This is a genomic window from Sporosarcina sp. NPDC096371, assembly GCF_044762865.1.
Lineage (GTDB): Bacteria > Bacillota > Bacilli > Bacillales_A > Planococcaceae > Sporosarcina.
Genome location: NZ_JBIWFE010000004.1, coordinates 355,339 through 371,879, shown reverse-complemented (window position 1 = coordinate 371,879; position 16,541 = coordinate 355,339). Strand labels below are relative to the sequence as shown.

The 16,541-nt window shown below is 42.1% G+C and carries 17 protein-coding genes; 16 read left to right on the top strand and 1 reads right to left on the bottom strand.

Annotated features, from left to right (window positions below):
• Positions 1–139: 139 nt before the first annotated feature.
• From ACIQ0H_RS13340 to ACIQ0H_RS13265, 16 genes are all read left to right on the top strand, one after another.
• A complete protein-coding gene (locus tag ACIQ0H_RS13340) occupies positions 140–1,156 on the top strand; it encodes an ABC transporter ATP-binding protein (RefSeq protein WP_403415444.1) in 1,017 nt (338 codons plus the stop codon).
• Positions 1,143–2,075, top strand: coding sequence for an ABC transporter ATP-binding protein (locus ACIQ0H_RS13335; protein WP_403415442.1), 933 nt, complete (start codon positions 1,143–1,145; stop codon positions 2,073–2,075). The genes ACIQ0H_RS13340 and ACIQ0H_RS13335 overlap by 14 nt, the downstream gene beginning before the upstream one ends.
• 5 nt (positions 2,076–2,080) lie before the next feature.
• Complete coding sequence (gene opp4B, locus ACIQ0H_RS13330) at positions 2,081–3,043, top strand: oligopeptide ABC transporter permease (RefSeq protein WP_403415439.1); 963 nt, start codon at positions 2,081–2,083, stop codon at positions 3,041–3,043.
• A 29-nt stretch (positions 3,044–3,072) separates the two neighbouring features.
• A complete protein-coding gene (locus tag ACIQ0H_RS13325; protein WP_403415436.1) occupies positions 3,073–3,981 on the top strand; it encodes an ABC transporter permease in 909 nt (302 codons plus the stop codon).
• 18 nt (positions 3,982–3,999) lie between these two features.
• A complete protein-coding gene (opp4A, locus tag ACIQ0H_RS13320; protein WP_403415434.1) occupies positions 4,000–5,841 on the top strand; it encodes an oligopeptide ABC transporter substrate-binding protein in 1,842 nt (613 codons plus the stop codon).
• Positions 5,842–6,032: 191 nt separating this feature from the next.
• The gene (locus tag ACIQ0H_RS13315) at positions 6,033–6,956 is read left to right on the top strand and encodes a S66 peptidase family protein (RefSeq protein ID WP_403415432.1); all 924 of its coding nucleotides are present in this window, start codon (positions 6,033–6,035) and stop codon (positions 6,954–6,956) included.
• Between the two features lie 19 nt (positions 6,957–6,975).
• Positions 6,976–8,133, top strand: coding sequence for a mandelate racemase/muconate lactonizing enzyme family protein (locus ACIQ0H_RS13310; protein WP_403415429.1), 1,158 nt, complete (start codon positions 6,976–6,978; stop codon positions 8,131–8,133).
• Entirely contained in the window at positions 8,078–9,013 is a 936-nt protein-coding gene (locus ACIQ0H_RS13305; protein WP_403415426.1) for a C40 family peptidase, read from the top strand. Before ACIQ0H_RS13310 ends, ACIQ0H_RS13305 begins: the two co-directional genes overlap by 56 nt.
• A 481-nt stretch (positions 9,014–9,494) precedes the next feature.
• Positions 9,495–10,439 carry an urea transporter gene (locus ACIQ0H_RS13300; RefSeq protein ID WP_403415424.1) on the top strand — a complete coding sequence of 315 codons (945 nt, stop codon included), beginning with the start codon at positions 9,495–9,497 and terminating at the stop codon, positions 10,437–10,439.
• A gap of 426 nt (positions 10,440–10,865) precedes the next feature.
• A complete protein-coding gene (gene ureA, locus ACIQ0H_RS13295; protein WP_403415422.1) occupies positions 10,866–11,168 on the top strand; it encodes an urease subunit gamma in 303 nt (100 codons plus the stop codon).
• A gap of 15 nt (positions 11,169–11,183) precedes the next feature.
• The gene (gene ureB / locus ACIQ0H_RS13290) at positions 11,184–11,552 is read left to right on the top strand and encodes an urease subunit beta (RefSeq protein ID WP_403415420.1); all 369 of its coding nucleotides are present in this window, start codon (positions 11,184–11,186) and stop codon (positions 11,550–11,552) included.
• A complete protein-coding gene (gene ureC / locus ACIQ0H_RS13285) occupies positions 11,549–13,264 on the top strand; it encodes an urease subunit alpha (RefSeq protein ID WP_403415417.1) in 1,716 nt (571 codons plus the stop codon). Before ureB ends, ureC begins: the two co-directional genes overlap by 4 nt.
• Before the next feature lie 103 nt (positions 13,265–13,367).
• Positions 13,368–13,889, top strand: coding sequence for an urease accessory protein UreE (locus ACIQ0H_RS13280; RefSeq protein WP_403415414.1), 522 nt, complete (start codon positions 13,368–13,370; stop codon positions 13,887–13,889).
• Between the two features lie 73 nt (positions 13,890–13,962).
• On the top strand, positions 13,963–14,571 hold the full coding sequence (locus ACIQ0H_RS13275) for an urease accessory protein UreF (protein WP_403415411.1): 609 nt from the start codon (positions 13,963–13,965) through the stop codon (positions 14,569–14,571).
• Between the two features lie 23 nt (positions 14,572–14,594).
• Positions 14,595–15,224, top strand: coding sequence for an urease accessory protein UreG (gene ureG, locus ACIQ0H_RS13270; RefSeq protein WP_403415409.1), 630 nt, complete (start codon positions 14,595–14,597; stop codon positions 15,222–15,224).
• Positions 15,217–16,023, top strand: coding sequence for an urease accessory protein UreD (locus tag ACIQ0H_RS13265; RefSeq protein ID WP_403415407.1), 807 nt, complete (start codon positions 15,217–15,219; stop codon positions 16,021–16,023). The genes ureG and ACIQ0H_RS13265 overlap by 8 nt, the downstream gene beginning before the upstream one ends.
• Positions 16,024–16,070: 47 nt before the next feature.
• On the opposite strand, the gene ACIQ0H_RS13260 is transcribed toward ACIQ0H_RS13265, so the two are convergent.
• Complete coding sequence (locus ACIQ0H_RS13260; protein WP_403415404.1) at positions 16,071–16,463, bottom strand: hypothetical protein; 393 nt, start codon at positions 16,461–16,463, stop codon at positions 16,071–16,073.
• Between the last annotated feature and the right edge of the window lie 78 nt (positions 16,464–16,541).

The window sequence follows — 16,541 nt, the reverse complement described above, 5'->3', positions numbered from 1 at the left end:
AAATATTTTATAAATTTCGTATTCTGAAAAAATAGTATTGTCATCTCTAGAATTGTATAGTATATTTGGGCAAGTGGTTTAATCAGAAAATTTACTATTAATAGTTTGGTATCTAAAGTAATGCAAGGGGGAAGTCGTCTTGGGAAAGCCGGTATTGGAAATTGAAAATCTCCGCACATCATTTCGCATTAAAGATGACTACTATGCGGCGGTCGATGGTGTGTCATTAACAGTTGAAAAAAATGAATTACTAGCCATCGTTGGAGAATCGGGTTGTGGGAAAAGCGCATTAGCTTTTTCGATAATGGGGTTGCATAGCAAAGCAAAAGTAGAAGGTAAAATTCAATTTAAGGACCATAATATCGCTAATATTTCACCTGCTAAGCTAAATGAATTACGTGGTAAGGAAATGGGGATGATTTTTCAGGACTCACTTTCCGCATTAAATCCATTAATGATTATCGGTGACCAAATTGGTGAAATTATTTACATTCACAATACGAAGCTTTCGAAAAAAGAACGGCAGGAAAAAGTCATAACCTTGTTGAATAAGGTCGGCATTCTTCGTCCGGAATTGACTTATGAACAATTTCCACATGAATTGTCGGGTGGGATGAGGCAACGGGTTGTCATTGCGATGGCGATTGCCAATGAACCAGAGTTACTGATTGCAGATGAGCCAACGACTGCACTGGATGTAACTATTCAATCGCAAATCCTCGATTTATTAAAAAAGTTAAAAGAGGATATTCATGCGGGGATTATTCTCATTACGCATGATCTAGCAGTTGTTGCTGAAATGGCGGATCGAGTGGCTGTTATGTACGCCGGCCAGATTGTTGAAATAGCGGATGTTTATACATTATTCGAAAACCCACTTCATCCTTATACAAGGTCGTTGTTGAATTCTGTTCCGCATTCAAGTGAAGTGCAATCTGAACTTCATGTTATTGAAGGGATTGTTCCTTCACTACAAAAATTGGAGCGCAATGGTTGTCGATTTAGCCCACGAATTCCTTGGGTGGATAGCTCAGCCCATGAAGAAAACCCGTCCTTACACGAAGTAAGCCCTGGTCATTTCGTGCGCTGTACTTGTTACCAGCAATTTAGCTTTCCTGAAAAAAGCAAGGAGGATCATTACCATGTCGTTTCTTGAAGTAGAAGATTTAAAAGTCCACTTCCCGATTCACGGTGGCATACTTGGTAGAACTGTCGATCATGTCAGGGCGGTTGACGGTGTGTCGTTTTCGATTGAAAAAGGGAAGACCTACGGACTTGTGGGTGAATCTGGGTCTGGAAAAACAACGACTGGTCGGGCAATCATCGGTTTGAATCAAATTACTTCGGGTAGGGTCCTTTTCGAGGGGCAAGATATTACAAATTTGCGCCGCTCAAAAATGGATGCACGCAGAGAGATACAGATGATTTTTCAAGATCCTTATTCTACATTGAATCCTAAAAAACGCGTCTTCGATATTGTGTCTGAGCCGCTTCGCAACTACGAAAACCTTTCAAGAAATGAAGAAAAGAAGCGAGTTCAGGAATTATTAGAACTTGTCGGTTTAAGCCCCGAAAGCATACATAAATACCCGCATGAATTCTCGGGTGGGCAGCGCCAACGGATTGGAATTGCTAGAGCAATTGCCTTAAAACCCAAGTTAATTATTGCAGACGAACCGGTATCAGCCCTTGACGTATCTGTTCAAGCACAGGTGTTGAACTTTATGCAGGAGATTCAGAGGGAGTTAGGACTCACGTATCTTTTCATTAGTCATGACCTTGGAATCATTAGGCATATGTGCGATCGCATCGGCATTATGTATAAAGGACGATATGTTGAGGAAGGAACACCAGATGATATTTTTAGCAATCCCCAGCATATCTATTCAAAACGACTGGTTGCTGCGATTCCTGATATCAATCCAAGGAAACGTGTGCAACAATCACAGTTCCGCCAACAAGTAAAAGACGAGTATGAGAAGTCCTATGACAATTATTTCGATGACAAGGGCTTGGCCTATAACTTACAGCCAGTATCGGATACACATCTAGTGGCTTTACCTGGGAGAGGGTGAATAATATGTGGAAATTCACTGTACGTCGAATTGGAATTATGATTCCACAACTTGCGTTACTTAGTATTTTGGTATTTGTAATGGCTAAAATGATGCCTGGGGATGCGTTAAGTGGTTTGATTGACCCAAGTATTGACCCGGCTACGATGGAGGCCATGCGAGACAAACTTGGTTTGAATGACCCTTGGTTTAATCAATATATGGACTGGATTAAAGGCGTCGTTCAATGGGATTTTGGACAATCTTTTCGATTCAAAATGCCTGTTACGGAGTTAATTTCTCAACGGTTAATCAATACATTTTGGTTGTCCCTAATGACGTTAATCTTGACGTATCTGATTGCGATTCCCCTTGGTATTACAAGTGGCCGGTATAATGATACTTTAGCTGACCGTTTAATAACGGGTTATACGTACCTAGGATTTGCTGCACCATTATTTATTTTTGCTTTACTTATGCTTTGGGCATTTGGTTTTAATCTTGGATGGTTTCCGACCGGGGGTAGTGTAACGCCAGGTCTTACACCAGGAACATTTGAATATGTAATCAGTAAAATCAATCATTTATTGCTGCCTTCATTGTCGATGGCACTCATTTCAACAGTTGGAACTGTTCAGTATTTACGGAGTGAGATTATTGATACGAAGCAGAAGGAATTTGTTGTAACTGCAAGAGCAAAGGGTGCATCCGAATCTCGGGTGTATAACCATCATATTTTAAGGAATTCATTGTTACCGATTGCTGCTTTCTTTGGCTATGAAATTACGGGATTAATCACGGGAACAGTATTTATTGAAAAAATCTTTGGTTATCCAGGGATGGGCTCCCTGTTTATAGAATCAATTACACTACGTGATTTTAGTGTAGTCACAGCCGTTATTCTCATATTTGGGATTGCAGCGATTTTAGGTGCTTTACTCTCGGATATTATATTAAGTATTGTGGATCCACGTATTCGCATAAAATAAGAACTCGATAGACATTGGGGTGGTTAAGGTTGGAAGCGAAAATTGTTCAAATACCCGATAATACCCAGAGTGATGACAGAAGTCCGTCTGGTTTGCAGATTATCTGGCGTGAAATCGTCCGAGATAAATTAGCCCTTGTATCATTAATTTTTCTAACACTTATTATGATGTTTGTTTATGGTATATCGTTGTTTTTAGAGCAAAGTGAGATTGTTAAAGTTGATCTGTTTTCGATTCATAAGCCCCCGTCTGAAGAGTTTTGGTTGGGGACCGACCATGGTGGACGAGATGTTTTTGGACAACTGATTATAGGAACCCGAAATTCACTGTCGATTGGAATTTTGGTGACAGTCATGACCGGCGTTATTGGAATTTTAGTTGGCTTAATCTCTGGTTATTATGGCGGAAAAGTCGATAATTTGATAATGAGAACGGTAGACTTTTTCATGATTCTACCATTCTTGATGATCGTTATTGTATTTGTATCAATCACGCCGAAATATTCAATCGTATCGTTCTCATTAATTATGACAGCCTTCATGTGGATGGGAAAAGCACGGCTAATACGATCGAAGGCATTGCAGGAAAGGGAACTGGACTATGTACAGGCCTCTAAGACGCTTGGTTCCTCGAATTTAAAAATTATGTTTACGCAAGTGTTGCCGAATTTAAGTTCAATTATTATTGTTTCTATGACATTGAACCTTGCGGCAAATATTGGTTTGGAATCGGGTCTGTCATTTTTGGGATTTGGTTTTCCTGAAAATACACCGAGTCTCGGGACACTTGTTAGTTACGCGACAAACCCACAAACTTTGGAGTACAGATGGTGGATTTGGTTACCTGCATCATTGCTAATTTTAGCACTGATGTTGAGTATAAATAATGTTGGTCAAGCGTTAAAACGTGCGACTGACGCAAGACAAAGAAGAGGATAAGAAGGGGGAGAGTTTAATATGGTTGGAAAGAAAAGTGCAAGTAAAGTGTTATTCGCAATGCTACTTGTTTTACTACTCGCATTAGCTGCGTGTAATAAGACTGACGATGCGACTCCAGACGATTCTGGTAAAGAAAAAGATAAGCCGAAAGATGCGCAAACAGAAGAGAGTGGAGAAAAGCTCTATTCGATCGACGATTTCACGAATATCAAAACAAAAGAAGGCGAAGCAATCGAAGGTGGTTCGTTCACGTACGGACTTGTTTCGGATACTGCATTTGAAGGAACGTTGAACTATAACTTCTATTCAGGCAATCCTGACGCAATGGTTCTTCAGTGGTTTGACGAAGGATTCTTGACATGGGATGAAAATTACGTGTACACAAATGACGGTGCTGCAACGTATGAATCATCCGAAGACGGCAGAACTTTCACATTCACGATTAAAGATAATGTTAACTGGCATGATGGTCAGCCAGTTACGGCTGAAGACTGGTTATTTTCACATGAAGTTCTAGCACATCCGGACTATGATGGACCTCGTGCGGGTGATGTGAAGAACATCGTAGGTATGGATGAGTATATGGCTGGTACAGCAGAGACAATTTCAGGTATTGAAGTTGTGAGTGAAAAGGTATTGAAAATCACGTATAAAGAAGCAACACCATCACTAATCACAGGTGGAATCTGGACGTATCCACTTGCGAAGCATATCTTTGGTGATATGGCAGTAAAAGATATTTCATCTTCTAAGGAAGTGCGTCAAAACCCAATTGGTTTCGGTCCATTTAAAGTAGACACAATCGTTCCAGGTGAGTCTGTAACGTATACGAAAAACGAAGACTACTGGCGCGGGGCACCTGGACTTGATACAGTTACTCTAAAAGTAATCAATCCAAACGTTGTAGTACAAGCATTGAAAAAAGGTGAAGTAGATACAGTAAGTGACTTCCCTGTTGCTCAATACCCTGATAATGCCGACATGTCAAACGTTGAATTCTTAGGTATGATTGACCGTGCGTATTCGTATGTTGGATTTAAACTTGGTACTTGGGATGCTGAAGCTGGCGTTGTAAAGTATGATCCAACTAAGAAGATGGCGGATGCAAAGCTTCGTAAAGCAATGTGGCATGCTGTTGACAATGACACAGTAGGTAAGAAGTTCTATCATGGTCTGCGTTGGGCTGCGACGACACTAATTCCACCATCACATCCAGAGTTCCATGATGACACAAATCCTGGTGCAGCTTATGATCCAGAACTAGCAAAACAAATGCTAGAAGAAGCTGGCTATAAAGATGTTGACGGCGACGGCGTTCGTGAAGATAAAGAAGGTAATCCACTAGTTATTTCTTATGCTTCTATGTCAGGTGACGATATTGCTGAACCATTGGCGCAATATTATATCCAAGCATGGGGAGCTGTAGGCTTGAAAGTAGAACTATTAGATGGTCGTCTACAAGAGTTCAATAGCTTCTATGACCGCGTAGGTAACAAAGGTAATGATGATCCTGCTGTTGATATTTATGCAGGAGCTTGGGGTGTAGGTATTGACGTGGATCCAAGTGGACTTTACGGCAATGATGCATTGTACAACTTCTCACGTTGGGAAAATGAAGAAAATACTCGTTTGTTAGCAGAAGGTATTTCTGAAAAAGCATTCGATGTAGAGAAACGCAAAGAAATCTATAAAGAATGGCAACAACTAATGACAGAAGAAGTTCCTGTATTCCCAACAATGTACCGTTCAGCAGTTGTTCCGGTTAATAACCGCGTATTGAACTATGCAATTGGTGATGGAACAGGTCTATATCTAAGTGATATTCAAGTAACACAAGACAAACCTGTTGTTGGGAAATAAGTTATAATCGTATAGCCTGTGAAGGAAGTATTTCCTTCACAGGCTTTTTACGTTGTGATGGATTTGACTAGGCATAATTATGAGAGAATGCGGCGTATGATAAACTGATGATAGGTGAGTTGAAGTAGAGCTATTCGTTGCATCTGCTACACCTTTAAGGTGCTTATCCTATTATGGAAAGGAAGATATATATGAGAATACGACCACAACGTTTACAACAAGGAGATACCATTGGGATCATAGCACCATCGAGTCCGCCGAATCAGGAAAGTCTAGAGCGTTCACTTGCGTTCTTGGAGCAACTGGGTTTGAAATGGCGGTTTGGCAAACATACAAAAACTGTTAACGGTTATCTTGCGGGAACAGATGAGGAACGATTAGAGGACTTGCATGATATGTTTGCAGATCCGACGATAAAAGGAATCATTTGTGCAGGCGGAGGCTACGGGTCGGCGCGTTATACCGATAAGATTGATTTACAACTGATGCAGGAAAACCCGAAAATATTTTGGGGATTTAGCGATATCACGTTTCTTCACACAGCGATGGGGGCGTATTCAAACCTTGTGACGTTCCACGGTCCTATGTTGGCATCTTGTGTTGGTAAAGAGTCGTTCCATGAACTGTCTGCAAAAATGTTTCAACAGTTGTTTGAACCGATGGAGCTTCATTATACGGAGGCGATTGGTCCCCTTAAAACGGTCACAGGCGGTGTTGTGCAAGGTGAACTCGTTGGTGGGAATTTGTCTTTATTGGCAAGTGGCATCGGTACGAAGTTCGAGGTCGATACTAAAGGGAAATTGTTATTTATAGAAGATGTTGGCGAGGAACCTTATCGTGTCGATGGATTGCTCAATCAATTGCGGATGGCGGGGAAACTAGATGATGCAGTAGGAATTGTTGTGGGTGATTTCTCGGATGCAGCACCGAAGAAACGAGAAGTGTCGCTAACGCTTGATGAAGTCTTTGACCATTACTTAGGAAGTCTTGGAAAACCTGTTGTGAAGGGCTTTAAAATTGGACATTGTCAGCCGCATTTCGCGATACCACTTGGTGTGGGTGCGAAGTTGGATGCGGATCATCGGACACTGACGATTTTACCTGGCGTGGAATAATATAAAAGGGGAATGAACTGTGCTCATCCGTTCAATTGAGACAACTCCAGTGGCAGTGCCGCTGACGAAACCTTTTAAGACGGCACTTCGGACAGTCCATACAGCTTATGCTGTTTATGTGAAAGTGACTTGTGAGGATGGACGTGTTGGCTGGGGCGAGGCAGTGCCAACGCATGTGATTACGGGTGATTCGATGGGGAGTATTACTTATGCCATCAATGAGGTGATGGCCCCGCAGCTAATTGGACTTGATATTCGCCAGTGCGAAGTGATCTTTCAGACGCTTAACCGGTCGATGGTAGGCAATACGAGTGCCAAGGCGGCGGTTGACATGGCGATCCATGACTTGCTTGGCCAATTGGCAGGAATGCCTTTGTATCAGTACCTTGGTGGCTACTGCAAGAAAATCGAAACGGGTTTTACTGTGAGTGTCAATGATTATACAGAGATGGCGGATGATGCAGAACGTTATGTGTCGAATAACTTTTCTGTGTTAAAAGTAAAGGTAGGCATTGGAGACATAAGTGAAGACATTGCTCGCATTAAAGCGATTCGTGGACGTGTCGGAAGCACTCCTCGAATACGTCTTGATGCCAACCAGGGATGGCAGGCGAAAGAAGCGGTTCGCGCGATCGGATTATTGGAAGATGCCGGGATGGATATTGAATTGATTGAACAACCGGTGCATGCCGATGATATAGAGGGCTTGAAATATGTAACGGATCGCACGTTGACGCCAATTATGGCGGACGAAAGTGTTTTTTCGGTGCAAGATGCGTTACGTATTCTTCAGTTGCGTGCGGTGGATTTGATGAACATCAAGTTGATGAAATCGGGGGGCATTCACCAGGCGATAAAAATTAATGCGTTGGCGGAATCGTATGGTGTGGCATGTATGGTCGGCAGCATGATTGAGACGAAGCTTGGCGTAACAGCGGCCGCGCATTTTGCGGCGAGTCAACCGAATATCACGCGTTTTGATTTTGATGCGCCGCTGATGTTAGCACAAGATCTTGTTGCAGGGGGAATCGTTTACGAGGGAAGGGTTATTCATCTTCCCGAATTACCCGGTCTAGGGTTGGATGATGCAAGGATGGGGCTCATTGGGAAGGAAGGTGATGGTGGTGAACACATGGTATTGCGCGGTTTCGGTGGCGACAGTGTGGACGTCACCTGAATCTGTTAGGGAAATCGACCAGCCGGGAACGGAGAACCCTGTTCGGACCATAAAATGGTTGGAGCAATTGCCGTTTACAGCGCGACTTGACCTTTGCGATGGAAACCGGGTTCAGACACAGCTATTGTATGGTGAACCGGTCATTGTTGAACGTATTCAAGGTGATTGGGCGAAAATTATTGCTGTCTGGCAACCGTCGACAAAAGAGCAACGCGGTTATCCAGGGTGGGTTCCACTTGTGCAGTTAAAGGAGGCAAAGCCCATTCATGCGCAAGGCTTTGTCAAAGTGATTGCAGGAAAGGCGCAACTTTGGCAGATGGATGGTGCACCCCAAATTATTATCCCTTTCAATACAATATTGCCATATGAAGCTGAGCAGGGGGAGTATGTACTTGTCTGCACACCGGACGGGAAGGCGTTATTGCTGAATCGGGATATTGAAAAAGCTTCGTCCATTCATCAGTTTGATAGACGACCTGCTGCGGAGGCGGTTGACAAAGGGCTTGCTTTTCTCGATGTCCCTTATTTATGGGGTGGGATATCCTCTTACGGCTTCGATTGTTCAGGGTTCACCTACACAATGTTGAAGGCGTGCGGTTATGCCATTCCGCGTGATGCTAGTGATCAGGTACGGAGTGGTCAAGAAATCCCGTTAGACAATTCGACATGTTGGATGAAAGGTGATCTTCTTTTCTTCGCTAATGATGAAGGGAAGGGGAATGTTCGACATGTCGGGTTTTATTATGGAGATGGGTTGCTTTTGCACGCGCATCGTACGGGGAAAGCGGTTGAGTTATTGAAACTCGAGGGATCCGATTTGGAAAGTGATCTTTGTGCTGTTCGGCGTTATGAAAAAACTAATGATACCTGTATGAAATAGTAGAGCTGGCCCAATGATTGGGTTGGCTTTTTTTGTGTGTAAAGTACTATTCGATTGATTGGGAATGCATGGTTGCAGGATGTATTTAATGCTTCTTTTTTAAAAGAGTCAGTAGAAATTTGTTTTTTTTGATTTTTTAATAGGGAAAAATTTGTAGAAAAAAACTCTTTGCAAGTGAGAAAAAAGCGAGTAGAATGTGAAAAGTTCCCTTTCTGGATAAAGTATTTGGTGAAAGTTAGTCGAGTGGAACGACATCACACATCAAATAATATTTGAATAGATTGAGAAAGCTTCGGTATTGAAGTGTATTTTCATTAGTAGGACAATGCGCAGGATGTCGCATTTTTCGTTTTGTTCTTATAATCGAACTTTCACGGGGGGTAATCCAGCACGTAGGCTTTTATGTTTATAAAAAAACTAGAAGTAGGTGCTTCGCTGCCAGACAATATGGAATAAAAAAAGAGTGGAAAGGTAGACTATTATGCAAAACACAATGCAAAAGTCATGGACCAAAGAGTCACTTGCTACATTCCTAATAGCCTCGCTTAAAGGAATTTCACAAGTCTTGTTGATTAATAATGCTATTTCAGGACTATTTATTCTATTGGCTATTACCACCTCCTCTTTTTTGTTGGGGATTATGACGCTATTATCGGCTTTTATAGGTACTATCGTTGGAATACTGGGAGGGGCAGATAAAGAAAGTATAAAACAAGGCTTGTTTGGGTACAACTCTGTATTGACGGGAATTGTGCTAACCTTATTTTTAACAGGACCTTATCATTGGATAATCGCTCTTTTTGGAGCTGCGATTGCGGCCGTTTTTACAGCTGCCATGATGCATGCTTTCAAAAATTCGGGGGTTCCTATTCTCACTTTTCCTTTTATCATCCTGTCATGGATGATGTTGCTTGCTTCATATCGACTGAAGGAATTTCATTTAACGCCTACCCTATTTCCTCAGGATTTATTAAATTGGGAAGTAGATATGACTGGGAATATCGACTGGGTCGAGGGGATGTTTAACGGTATTGGACAGATTTTCTTCCTCCATAGTACCTTGTCAGGTATCCTCCTTTTTATTGCGGTATTTTGGGCTGGATGGAAACTTGGTCTATACGTAATCATCGGAAACTCGGTTGCTTTATTGGTGTCCTATTTACTGGGCGGGGAACCTAATTTGATTTTTATGGGGCTTTACGGTTACAACGCTATCTTAACGATCATAGCTGTATCCGCGGTATTCAATACGAAGTCCAACCGTTTTAACCTTTTTTCAGGAATTGTTGGGGCCTGTTTAACAGTACTCCTAACAGCAAGCATTGCTACTCTGCTTTTACCATACGGACTACCGGCTTTAACAATGCCATTTGTTCTTAGTACTTGGCTTATCCTTAGTGCAAGAAAGGTACTGCCACGATTGTAACGAATCACCAGTAGATACCTGTTTTAACAGACAGAATGATTTTTCGTAATGCGGAATAAATGTGTAAGAAAAATAGTAGCCAAAGTATGTTTTGGTCAATCATTCATTTTTCTTTTATGTGTGTTCCGCATTGTTGTATCTGCGCAGCTTATATTGGAGTTATGAAAATATAATTTCACAATAAACTTTAAATGTAAATAAGTTGTAGAAAAACCCATTTAGCATTATAATAAAATGGTTAACGACAAATTTCGACAAAATCTGCTGTATCCTGGTCCTAAAGGGTTCGATTTGAACTGGAATTTGTCCGAAATTGTAAGTTCATGCAAATACTGAGTTTATAAAAAAAACAAAATCATTACAGAGACGGTCTACTGAATCTTCTTTGATTTTGTTTTTTATTAATTAAAAAAGAGGTGCTTTGAATTGAAATTATCACCGGTTGAACAGGAAAAGCTGTTGTTACACCTTGCAGGGGAACTTGCTATTAAGCGTAAAGAACGTGGAGTTAAACTGAATTATCCAGAAGCTATAGCGTATATCTGTCATTACATCATGGAAGGGGCTCGCGATGGTAAAACTGTTGCACAGCTCATGAGTGAGGGAAAACAAGTACTTACAGTTGAAGACGTTATGGAAGGCGTCGGCGATATGATTTCGGATGTCCAAATGGAAGCAACATTCCCAGATGGAACAAAACTTGTGACGGTTCACCGTCCAATTCAATAATAGGAGGCTTCAATAATGATTCCAGGAGAAATAAGAACAGCTGAAGGTTTAATTGAAATAAATGCTGGACGTGCAGTGAAAACAGTACGTGTCGCAAGTACGGGTGACCGACCTATACAAGTCGGTTCGCATTTCCACTTTGTCGAGGTTAACAAATTCCTTGAATTCGATCGCGAACAAGCAATTGGAATGCATTTGAACATTCCATCGGGCACGGCTGTACGCTTTGAACCGGGCGAAGAGAAAGAAGTCGAGTTAGTTGAATTCGGCGGAAAACGTCACGTGTTCGGGCTAAACACGTTAACTGAAGGTTCGACACATAATAAAGACATTATCTTGGATAATGCAACAGACGGCGGCTTTAAAGGAGCGGAAGAAAAATGAAGGTAACACACGAGCAATATGCAAAAATGTTCGGTCCTACAGTAGGAGACCAAGTACGTCTTGCTGATACGGATCTTTGGATTGAAATTGAAAAAGATTATACGTCGTACGGCGACGAAGGCGTTTTTGGAGGCGGGAAATCGCTTCGCGTGTCTATGGGGCAAAATGGTAATCGTACAAGCGATGAAGGTGTTCTTGACACAGTAATTACTAATGTTGTAATTATCGATCACACTGGTATCGTGAAAGCGGATATTGGGATTAAAAACGGTCGTATTGTTGGTGTCGGAAAAGCCGGAAATCCGGATACAATGGATGGCGTCGATCAGGATATGATTATTGGAGTTGGAACGGAAGTCTATGCTGGTGAAGGGCTCATCGCTACAGCGGGTGCTATCGACACGCATATTCACTTAATTACTCCTCAACAAGTCGAGACTGCACTTAATGCTGGAACGACAACTTTCATCGGTGGAGGGACAGGTCTTGCTGCTGGTTCTAAAGCGACAAGTTTAACAGCGGGTGCATGGCATATACACCGGATGTTACAAGCGGTTGAGAGTCTGCCAATTAACTTCGGTCTTCTTGGAAAAGGAAGTGCATCCACTACTGAACCGATTATCGAACAAGTTCGTGCGGGTGCAATTGGTATGAAAATCCATGAAGACTGGGGTGCAACTCCAGACGCGCTTAACCAGAGTTTAACGGTTGCTGATGAATACGATATTCAAGTTGCGCTACACTCTGATACGCTCAATGAAGCGGGCTTTGTTGAAAATACGATTGAAGCGATTGATGGTCGCGTTATTCACATTTTCCATACAGAAGGAGCTGGCGGCGGACACGCACCGGATCAGCTAAGACTAGCTAGTCATCCGAATATCATACCAGCATCAACGAATCCAACAAAACCATTTACGACGAATACAATTGACGAACATTTGGACATGCTTATGGTATGTCACCATTTGAAACACGATGTACCGGAAGACGTTGCGTTCGCTGACTCACGTATCCGTCCTGAAACGATTGCTGCGGAAGATATTATGCAGGATCTTGGAATCCTTAGTATTATGTCATCTGACTCACAAGCGATGGGACGTGTTGGTGAAGTAACAATCCGTACATTCCAAACAGCAGACAAAATGAAGAAACAGCGTGGCCCACTTCCACAAGACGAAGGAAAAGGGAACGACAACTATCGTGTAAAACGCTATATTTCAAAATTGAATATCAACCCAGCAATTGCACATGGAGTTAGCCATGAAATTGGTTCGATTGAAGAAGGGAAACTCGCGGACATCATCCTTTGGGACCCAGCATTTTTCGGCGTAAAAGCAGATGTTGTCATTAAAGGCGGAATGGCTGTTTACGGAATGGCTGGAGATCCAAACGCATCTATTCCTACACCGAACCCGGTAATGGGTCGTCCATTGTACGGTTTCCATGGTCAAGCACCGCAAAAAGTAGGAATGACGTTCCTTCCGAAGATTGCAGTAGCAGAAGGGCTTCCTGAAAAACTAGGCCTTCAGAAAATGATTGGTACTGTAACAGGCTGCCGTAGCATTGGTAAAGCGGACATGAAACATAACAGTGAAACGCCTGAAATTGAAGTAAATCCTGAAACATATGAAGTAAAACTCGACGGCGTACTTGCTACGTGTGAACCGGTAAGCGTACTTCCTATGGCACAACGTTATTTCCTATTTTAATCACTAAGTAGTATCAACAAGAGAAGGTCGAAATGGTAGGGAATAAACACCGGATCCATTTCGACCCGATTTTATTGGACATGCTAATAAAGGAGGATGCTACATGCTTATCACTAAAATTATTGGTAATATCGGGTCAGAAGAAGAAATTGCAGGTAAAAAGACGGAGTGGCTTGAACTCGACTGGGAAGAGTTGAATAAACGCATTCTGCGCAGAGAAACAGACCAGGGGACAGACATTGCATTGTCACTTGAACATCACGATGAAGATCATCATGACGACCACGACCACGATCATGACCACGATCACGGCCATCATCATCACCATGATGAGCATCAGGCATTACAATATGGCGATATCTTATTCGAGGACGACAAACGACGTATCGCTGTGCGCACAAAAATGGAGCCAGTTATCGTCATTAGCCCGAAAAACATGACGGAAATGGGTAAAACAGCTTTCGAACTAGGTAACCGTCACACTCCGGCATTAATCGAGGAAAATGAAGTAATCGTTCGTGCGGACCATACGTTGAACAAATTGCTAGATGAAGTAGGTGTTGCATATGAAACAACTGAGAGACGATTCAAACAACCATTCAAATACCGTGGGCACTCCCACTGATTTTGCACTTTTGCATCTGTTTCAAATACACGACTCCGCTTTTCCAATAGGTTCCTTTACGCAAACCTACGGAATGGAAACATATATTCAAGAAGACATCATCCGTACGAAAGAGGATTTGGTTGCTTATTGTACATCATTCCTATTTCATAATCTAGTGCGTGGGGATGCAATTTTGATTCAAGAAGCTTATACTGCGGCTCAGGAACAGGATACGGAGCGACTTCTCTATTTAGAGCAATTATGCGGTGCCATGAAACTTGCGAAAGAGTCACGTGACGCAAGTGTGAAGCTCGGCAGACAGTTCATTAAAACAGCGTCTCCGCTTGTGGAAGATGAATTTTTTGCCGGATGGAAAGCACGCATTGAATCGCAAGAAATTAAAGGTCATTACGCTATTCTCTACGGTATTTACAGTGCAACGACAGGCATTAGCGCACATCATGCGGTTATGACGTATTTGTTTGCATCTTTGAATGGACTCGTTCAAAATGCGGTTCGTGCGGTGCCATTTGGCCAAACTACTGGCGTCCAAGCAATGTATGAATTGATTGGTCCAGTTACGGAAGCGGCCGAATTGGTAGCGACGTTGACAGAAAATGATATTAGTAATAATGCGCTGGGTATAGAACTAGCTTCGATGAAGCATGAGTATCTATTCTCTAGATTGTTTATTTCATAATGGATTGAAAGGAGTTTTTTTTAATGAAACCAGTACGTATTGGCATCGGTGGTCCAGTTGGATCGGGTAAAACTTCACTCGTAGACCAACTAACACGCGCGATGCATGAAGATTATAATGTTGCGGTCATTACGAATGATATTTACACACGTGAAGATGCACAGTTTTTGATCAGCAACGGTGTACTTGAAGAGAACCGTATTTTAGGTGTTGAAACAGGAGGTTGTCCGCATACGGCAATCCGTGAAGATGCTTCAATGAACTTTGCAGCAATCGATGAGCTGAAAAATCGCTTTACAGACCTTGATATTATTTTCGTTGAGAGCGGTGGCGACAACTTGTCTGCTACATTCAGCCCTGAACTTGTGGATGCTTATATTTATGTTATTGACGTTGCAGAAGGTCAAGATATTCCAAGAAAAGGTGGCCCTGCTTTAACGCGTTCCGATCTTTTATTAATTAATAAAACAGAATTAGCTCCATATGTTGGTGTTGATCTTGAAGTGATGGACAGCGACGCGAAGAAAATGCGTAATGGTCGTCCGTATATCTTCACAGACGTACGTTCACAGAAGAACGTTGATAAAGTCGTAAACTGGATCAAGCACAGCATGTTATTGGAAGGTGCGGATTCCGCTGGTTCAAATGCATAAGCCGTCACGATATATCCATCACGGTAAACTGGACATGGTATTCGAACCAAGAAGAGGTTATACAAGAATGCCACATGTTTACCAACAACCTCCGTTAAAGGCGAGCCGGGAATTGTACGTAGGTACGGACCCGACGGCGACCGTCTATATTATGGAATCGTCTGGAGGGATGGTGTCAGGAGACCGCAACGATATTACAGTGAAAATTGCTCCGGATAGTAAGGTGCGGTTGGTTCAACAATCAGCATTAAAAATCTACCCAACGCAACCGGGCGATATTTGTAAGTTTACAATCGATGTCGATCTTGGGGAACGCTCGCGCTTGGAGTGGATGCCCGAGGTACTGATTCCGTTTGTTGATGCAAATTTCCAAGTGGATACGACGCTCCGAATTGCTAGCGACGCAACGGTATTATGGGGTGAAATTGTCGCGCCAGGACGTGAAAAACGTGGTGAGATTTTTGACTATCAATCGTTCCGGTCGAATTTCAAAATTTTTGTAGAAGATGAGTTAATTGCTTTCGATTCATTGCACTTTACACCGAAAGATGCTGCATACGGCGGTATTGGTATTCTTGAAGGAGCGCTATACGTCGGTTCGATTTGGCTTGTATCACCTAATGCAGCGGATATCGATATCCGCGCATTGCAGGAAACATTGCGGGTCGAAGAAGGATTGAAAGCTGGTATGACGCGACTTGAGGGAAATGCTATTCATTGTCGTTGGCTCTCGGTCGATCAGTGGAAAATGCAAGAAGAGATGAAGCGTGTATATGCGCTGTTGGCGGATATGGTGTAAGAGGACACTCCTATAGGGGGTGTCCTCTTTGGGTTGAAGAATTATTTTTAGTTCGATGCTTGTTTCTTACCCCATAGTTTTACTAAAAAATCCATAAACCAAATATAAAAGATCAAGGAACTAAATAGAATAATGACGATATAAATATACTGGAATGGTATGGAGATTGAATATTTTTGAATGAAACGACTGGAGTATAGCATGATAACCGTCATTGTAACAATCAATGTGATCATACCAAGTGCATAAATAATTATCGTACTTCTAGGCGTTTTTTGGAGCGTTGTCCGAATGGATTTCCGGAACTTTATGGATTTTATAATCAGGTAAGAAAACAGTGCAATTGATAAGTATTCATTTGCTACAAAAAGTAATATGAATCCAAGTAATAGGATAAACCAAGTGATTTTTTCATAGTGTTTATCGATGAAATTTATCATTGAAATCCCCCCAGTTTGTGTATACTATGTATACGAAGTATATAAGGGAAAAGTTTCTTTTATCATGAAATTGCAAAG

Excerpts from the sequence above, each read along its gene's own strand:
- ACIQ0H_RS13280 (WP_403415414.1), top strand. The coding sequence starts at position 13,368 with ATGCTTATCACTAAAATTATTGGTAATATCGGGTCAGAAGAAGAAATT.
- ACIQ0H_RS13300 (WP_403415424.1), top strand. The coding sequence starts at position 9,495 with ATGCAAAACACAATGCAAAAGTCATGGACCAAAGAGTCACTTGCTACA.
- ureG (WP_403415409.1), top strand. The coding sequence starts at position 14,595 with ATGAAACCAGTACGTATTGGCATCGGTGGTCCAGTTGGATCGGGTAAA.
- ACIQ0H_RS13335 (WP_403415442.1), top strand. The coding sequence starts at position 1,143 with ATGTCGTTTCTTGAAGTAGAAGATTTAAAAGTCCACTTCCCGATTCAC.
- opp4A (WP_403415434.1), top strand. The coding sequence starts at position 4,000 with ATGGTTGGAAAGAAAAGTGCAAGTAAAGTGTTATTCGCAATGCTACTT.
- ureB (WP_403415420.1), top strand. The coding sequence starts at position 11,184 with ATGATTCCAGGAGAAATAAGAACAGCTGAAGGTTTAATTGAAATAAAT.
- ureC (WP_403415417.1), top strand. The coding sequence starts at position 11,549 with ATGAAGGTAACACACGAGCAATATGCAAAAATGTTCGGTCCTACAGTA.
- opp4B (WP_403415439.1), top strand. The coding sequence starts at position 2,081 with ATGTGGAAATTCACTGTACGTCGAATTGGAATTATGATTCCACAACTT.
- ACIQ0H_RS13315 (WP_403415432.1), top strand. The coding sequence starts at position 6,033 with ATGAGAATACGACCACAACGTTTACAACAAGGAGATACCATTGGGATC.
- ACIQ0H_RS13260 (WP_403415404.1), bottom strand. The coding sequence starts at position 16,463 with ATGATAAATTTCATCGATAAACACTATGAAAAAATCACTTGGTTTATC.
- ACIQ0H_RS13275 (WP_403415411.1), top strand. The coding sequence starts at position 13,963 with ATGGAAACATATATTCAAGAAGACATCATCCGTACGAAAGAGGATTTG.
- ACIQ0H_RS13265 (WP_403415407.1), top strand. The coding sequence starts at position 15,217 with ATGCATAAGCCGTCACGATATATCCATCACGGTAAACTGGACATGGTA.